Origin of the sequence: Synechocystis sp. LEGE 06083 (assembly GCF_015207725.1) — a bacterium.
GTDB lineage: Bacteria > Cyanobacteriota > Cyanobacteriia > Cyanobacteriales > Microcystaceae > Synechocystis > Synechocystis salina.
Genome location: NZ_JADEWJ010000301.1, coordinates 1 through 4,328 on the forward strand (window position 1 = coordinate 1; position 4,328 = coordinate 4,328).

Below are 4,328 nucleotides of genomic sequence, written 5' to 3' on the forward strand. Positions count from 1 at the left end.
CAGTGTGTATAAGAGACAGTTCCTGCACCGCAGAATTTTCTGGCTTCCTGCTCTATAAAGAATTGGGCCGGCGCCTCAAAAATAAAAATCCCCTGTTGGCGGAATGCTTTAACCTCATGTCTCGGGATGAGGCTCGCCACGCTGGATTCCTCAACAAAGCCATGTCGGACTTTAACCTGTCCTTGGATTTGGGCTTTTTGACTAAGAGCCGTAAATATACCTTCTTTAAACCTAAGTTTATTTTCTACGCCACCTATCTTTCCGAGAAAATTGGCTATTGGCGTTACATCACCATCTATCGTCATTTGGAGAAAAATCCCAACGATTGCATCTATCCCATTTTTGAGTTCTTCGAAAACTGGTGCCAGGACGAAAATCGCCACGGGGATTTCTTTGATGCGATTATGCGGGCCCAACCCCACACTCTCAACGATTGGAAAGCTAAACTCTGGTGTCGTTTCTTCCTGCTCTCTGTCTTCGCCACCATGTATCTCAACGATACCCAACGGGCGGATTTCTATGCCTGTTTAGGTTTGGAAGCCCGGAGCTACGATAAGGAAGTCATTGAGAAAACCAACGAAACCGCTGGGCGGGTGTTCCCCATTATTCTCGATGTCAACAATCCTGAATTTTATGATCGCCTGGAAACCTGTGTGACTAACAATGAAGGCCTACGGGCGATCGATGCTTCCGGTGCCCCCGGTTTTGTTAAAGCCCTGCGGAAGTTGCCCATTTTTGCCTCCAACGGCTGGCAATTTATCAAACTCTATTTCATGAAGCCCATCTCCGTGGAACAGTATGCCGGAGTTGTGCGCTAGGACTATCCTCCGCTAGATAGATGTACCTGAACCGGTTTGAGTTGGCTCAATCTGGTTTGTAAGTGAATGAAGTAAATGCGCCTCAAGAATTTTGCCAAGTTTAGGTAGGATTTTTGAGGCTTTTTTCCTGGCTGAAAATTTTTTGGCGGTGTGTTCGCCGCAATCATGGCGGATAATGGGGTTTGAAGGCTGATTAATCCCGCTGTTTCTATGTCTGATAATTTGACCGAACTCTCCCAACAACTCCATGATGCTTCAGAAAAAAAACAGTTAACGGCGATCGCCGCTTTGGCAGCAATGGGAGAAGAAGGCCAGGGGGTACTGCTCGATTATTTGGCCAAAAATACCCCCCTAGAAAAACCACTCTTGGTGGTGGGAACTACCTACCAGACCCTCCGGAATTTAGGACAGGAAGCCATCACGGCCAAACTCCAGCAGAATTACCCCACAGGCATTTTTCCCCTACAATCAGCCCAGGGCATTGATTATCTGTCGCTCCAGGAGGCCCTAGCACGCCAAGATTTTGAAAGCGCCGATGAAATCACCAGGGATAAGCTCTGTGAACTGGCGGGGCCCGGGGCCAGTCAACGGCAATGGTTATATTTCACCGAGGTGGAAAAATTTCCTGCCCTAGACCTCCACACCATTAATGCCCTTTGGTGGCTCCACTCCAACGGTAATTTCGGCTTTTCGGTGCAACGACGACTGTGGCTAGCTTCCGGCAAAGAATTCACCAAGCTCTGGCCCAAAATTGGTTGGAAAAGCGGCAATGTTTGGACTCGCTGGCCGAAGGGTTTTACCTGGGATTTGTCAGCCCCCCAGGGTCATTTACCCTTGTTAAATCAATTGCGGGGAGTAAGGGTAGCGGAATTCCTTTACAGTCATCCAGTTTGGTCCCAATACGGTTGGTAATCTTTTCCTTTGAGCGGTGTTCATCCGGGGCACTGTTAGCTCGGCCGCAAAAGGGTTAATCTGGGGAACCCCTTGCCTTTAGCCAACATTCCGCAGGCTCTACCAATAGTTACTAAATTTTCGGGAAAACACTACAGATAGCGTAGTTTTTGCGTATTGACTGACTGGGGGTCAAGAGGCAAACTCCGAAATAGGCTTGCCGTCGTACTCGACTTCAGACGAAGGTGTACTACGTGCGGAATGTAGGCTTTAGGGAAGAGATCCCAACCTAGCTGCAACGGCTTGGCGTTCCATCACTAACCTTAAGTGCTAACGGATCTTTGCCGTAGTCAGACCGACTCTCTGGATTTCTACACTAGAACTTCATCGGGGGCGGTGTAACCCTGAAGATATTCGGGATTAAGGGGTCGGAGTAGATTGGTTGCCCGTTGTTTTTGCAGTTCACCACCGGCCACTACTACCAAATATTTCCCTGCTTGGAGTAGATTGCGATAGGGCAGGCTATCCCCACTGCCAAAGCTTAGGCCCACGCCACCACCAACAAAGAAGCTCCCCATGGCACCACCGATCGCCCCCAACAGTCCTCCCACAATGTGATTACCGGGGTCTCCGGCCCAGTCTAAAGTGCTCAAGCCGGTGATGAGGTTAAAGCAATAGCCGGCGGCGAAACCAAAGGGCACTAACCAGATGGCCATCAGCTTTGCCCTTTTGAGGGCTTGTTTTTTCGGGTCTACTAGGCCAAATTCGTCAGCGGTTTTATAACCTGTACCAATGATGGTCAAATTCTTTTGGGCAAATCCGGCCTGTTCCAAGGTTGTATAAGCTTCTTCGGCGGCAATACGGTTGGCCACCACGGCGATCAGATAGGACATAAACGGAATATTTAGCTGGATATGGGGCTTGGCTATATTCCCCATTTTAATGCCCCGGCGGTGGAGATAGTTCTAATTAACGGCGATCGCCAGTTTTCCTGGGCCAAGTGGGGATGGATGGGCCGGCCAACAGTTGCTGACAAAAATTTTCTTCCCAGGGGGTCAGGGGTCGCCATTGCCCCGGACTCAAATTTTCTAGGGCTAGATGCCAAGGTGCTGCTGATTTACCTTTACCCGGTTGAGGAGAGCGGCCCGTTACTGTCATTTGCACCCGCACCAGTCGCAGGGTAGGGAAGCCCACCGCCGCTGTCATCCGCCGCACTTGACGATTACGCCCCTCCGTTAGGGTAATGCTCAACCAACTGGTGGGAATGGTGGCCCGGTAACGAATGGGAGGATTTCTGGGGGGAAAATCTGGTTCAGTAATAATGTCGGCGATCGCCGGTCGGGTACGGTAATCCCCCAGGGTTATGCCCCGCCGCAGGGGTTCTAGCTCTGCGGTCGTTGGTGCCCCTTCCACCTGGACAAAATAGGTACGTTGGTGGGCAAACTCCCGGTGGGCCAAACGATGCTGCAGTTTGCCATTGCTAGTCAGTAGTAACAGTCCCTCACTGTCCCGGTCCAGCCTGCCCACTGGATACAAATCCGGCAAGTTGATGTAGTCCTTCAGGGTCGGCCGGGGATTGTCGGAGTTATCGGTAAATTGGCACAGAACCCCATAGGGTTTATGGAAAACTATCGTTGCTGGCACTGCCAAAGTCTTAACTAATTGATTGAATAGGCAGTTTACGAGAAAATTAGCCCCCCAAGGAAAAGCCCTAATGCAAGCGACCAAGCACATAGTCCACCAGTTCCAACAGGGATTCCCTCGGAGCGGACATTTCCAACACACTCAAATGTTGCCGGGCCAGTTGCGCTTGGTTGGCGGCCAATTCCCTCGATCGCCGGATACCGTCCCCTTGTTCTACCAATTCCAAAGCTTGATCTAAATCCCCCGCCTGGGCAAATTCCCGTTCAATTAATTTACCGAGCAGAGGATATTTTTCGATAGCAAATAAGGCCGGAGCTGTGATGTTGCCGCTGATTAAGTCCGACCCCGCCGGTTTCCCCAAAACTTCAGTAGGGGAAGTGAAATCCAAAATATCGTCCACAATCTGGAACGCTAAGCCCAAATGTTTGCCATATTCGTAAAGATGATCGCATACTTCCCGGGGAGCATCACTCAACACCCCCGCTGCTTTGGCACTGTTGGCAATCAGGGAGGCGGTCTTAAAATAACTTTTTTCCAAATAAGTCTCTAAGTTAGTATCGGTGTCAAAACGGTTAATACTTTGGAGAATTTCTCCCTCTGCAAAGTCCCGAATTACTTCCGATAATAATTTCACCACTTCCAAATTATCTAAATTAGCCAGATACCACGAAGATTGGGCAAAGAGAAAGTCCCCTGCCAGCACTGCTACCCGATTGTCAAATAAACTATTCACCGTGGGCACGTTACGCCGCAGATCCGCCTCATCCACCACGTCATCGTGGACCAGACTAGCAGTGTGGATCATCTCGGTAATTTCCGCCAGCCGTCGATGGCGCGCCGTTAATTCTTGATCTAACAGGGTTGCCCTGGATACCAACAAAACGATCGCCGGCCGCACCCGCTTACCCCCAGCCTCGAATAAATGTTCCGCCGCCGCCCCCAGAATAGGATGCCGAGCACCGACAAGCCGCTTTG

5 protein-coding genes are annotated in these 4,328 nt (G+C 50.4%); 2 read left to right on the forward strand and 3 right to left on the reverse strand.

Annotation, left to right across the window (positions count from 1 at the left end; all coding sequences use genetic code 11):
• On the forward strand, positions 1-818 hold an 818-nt coding region (acsF, locus tag IQ219_RS17215; protein WP_194073421.1), incomplete at its 5' end, for a magnesium-protoporphyrin IX monomethyl ester (oxidative) cyclase.
• Between the two features lie 210 nt (positions 819-1,028).
• Positions 1,029-1,730, forward strand: coding sequence for a GUN4 domain-containing protein (locus IQ219_RS17220; protein WP_194073422.1), 702 nt, complete (start codon positions 1,029-1,031; stop codon positions 1,728-1,730).
• Positions 1,731-2,080: 350 nt separating this feature from the next.
• Here the strand turns inward: IQ219_RS17220 and IQ219_RS17225 are convergent, their stop codons facing one another.
• The 3 genes from IQ219_RS17225 to sds all read right to left on the reverse strand — a co-directional run.
• Positions 2,081-2,602, reverse strand: coding sequence for a hypothetical protein (locus IQ219_RS17225; RefSeq protein WP_190598454.1), 522 nt, complete (start codon positions 2,600-2,602; stop codon positions 2,081-2,083).
• 76 nt (positions 2,603-2,678) lie between these two features.
• Positions 2,679-3,353: a pseudouridine synthase gene (locus IQ219_RS17230; RefSeq protein WP_194073423.1), complete on the reverse strand. Its 675-nt coding sequence runs from the start codon at positions 3,351-3,353 to the stop codon at positions 2,679-2,681.
• A gap of 67 nt (positions 3,354-3,420) precedes the next feature.
• A partial coding sequence (gene sds / locus IQ219_RS17235) for a solanesyl diphosphate synthase (protein ID WP_194073424.1) occupies positions 3,421-4,328 on the reverse strand: 908 nt, incomplete at its 5' end.

Bases quoted from the DNA above. Each gene is read 5' to 3' on its own strand.
- IQ219_RS17220 (WP_194073422.1), top strand. From the start codon at position 1,029: ATGTCTGATAATTTGACCGAACTCTCCCAACAACTCCATGATGCTTCA.
- IQ219_RS17225 (WP_190598454.1), bottom strand. From the start codon at position 2,602: ATGTCCTATCTGATCGCCGTGGTGGCCAACCGTATTGCCGCCGAAGAA.